2 protein-coding genes are annotated in these 1,144 nt (G+C 62.3%); both read right to left on the bottom strand.

The features are described from left to right. A partial coding sequence (locus GGR43_RS23360; RefSeq protein WP_188074096.1) for a hypothetical protein occupies positions 1-199 on the bottom strand: 199 nt, incomplete at its 3' end. A gap of 183 nt (positions 200-382) precedes the next feature. Then, complete coding sequence (locus tag GGR43_RS23355; protein ID WP_188074095.1) at positions 383-940, bottom strand: recombinase family protein; 558 nt, start codon at positions 938-940, stop codon at positions 383-385. Between the last annotated feature and the right edge of the window lie 204 nt (positions 941-1,144).

Genomic DNA, 1,144 nt, shown 5'->3' with positions numbered 1-1,144 from the left:
TGGTGCCCAGAAGAGGAGCGTAGCAGGGCTGGCTGTCGAGATCGGCGGGATGGCTCAGATTTTGTCCTGCCTTTTCAATGTCGAGAGGCGGGGGCAGTTCGAGTCCCAGAAGAGAACCCGAACCACCATGGTCCTGACCGTCAGCAGCATGCTCACTGAGCGACGGCGGTGAGCCTGTGATATGATCGGTCTGGGTCATGTGCGGAGGCTCCGGGATCGTGGATCAGCATGAGGGACGGTGTGGTGATGATGGGACGGATGAGCCGTGCCCGATCTGCCGGGGCGAAGAACTCGACCCGGCTTTCCTCGCGATGATCGAGCGGGCAGCGGCTCAACCGGGTCAGGTCATGACGGTGGACGAGTTTACCGCATGGCTCGACGCTCAGGCTGCGAGCAGCCGATAGACCGACGCCCGCCCGATCTTGAGGCGCTTGGCGATCTGGGTGGCACCGAACCCCTGCTGACGAAGATCGCGCACAGCGTCTGGGCTGATCGTTGCGGGGCGGCCCTTGTAGATATCGCCCCTGAGCTTCGCCGCTTCGATCCCCCGGCGCTGCCTTGCCTTGATGAAGTGCTTCTCCATCATCCCCACCAGCCCGAACACGGTCAGCATCACCTCAGCCATGATGTCGGTGCCGTCGAGCGTGATGGCGGGGTCATTGATCCGCAGCACCGCCTTCTTCTCAATGACGCGCTTGGCGATCGTCAGCAGGTCGCCGGTGTCGCGCGCGAGACGATCGGGGTGGAGCGCCAACAGGGTGTCGCCTTCGTCGAGCAGGCGCAGGGCGGCTTCGAGTTGGTCACGTCCGGTGAGCTTCGAGCCGTTGCCGATATCGACGAACACGACGACCGCGCCAAGGTCTTCCAGCACCGCCTTCTGGCTGGTGGCATCCTGCCCCTGATCGGTGCTGATCCGTGCGTAGCCGAGTGTCTTGCCCATCGAGCCTCCTGACTGTCCTGTTTGGCTCTAAGACACTCTCACAGAACTGTATTTCGTCAAGAAAATGCGACCCGAGCGAGACGGCGATCTGCCTCACTGACCGTCTCGCCCATGGTTGCCCTATCGAGGCGAAGATTGCCTACCGAACGTCACTGAACGGCAGCGGCAGTGATCAAGCCGACAGTCGGCAGAGCATACGGTCAA

This window comes from Sphingobium jiangsuense (assembly GCF_014196495.1).
Taxonomy (GTDB): domain Bacteria; phylum Pseudomonadota; class Alphaproteobacteria; order Sphingomonadales; family Sphingomonadaceae; genus Sphingobium; species Sphingobium jiangsuense.
Note: the sequence above shows the minus strand (reverse complement) of the source record. Positions and strands in the feature narration are given on the sequence as shown.

Bases quoted from the DNA above. Each gene is read 5' to 3' on its own strand.
- GGR43_RS23355 (WP_188074095.1), bottom strand. From the start codon at position 940: ATGGGCAAGACACTCGGCTACGCACGGATCAGCACCGATCAGGGGCAG.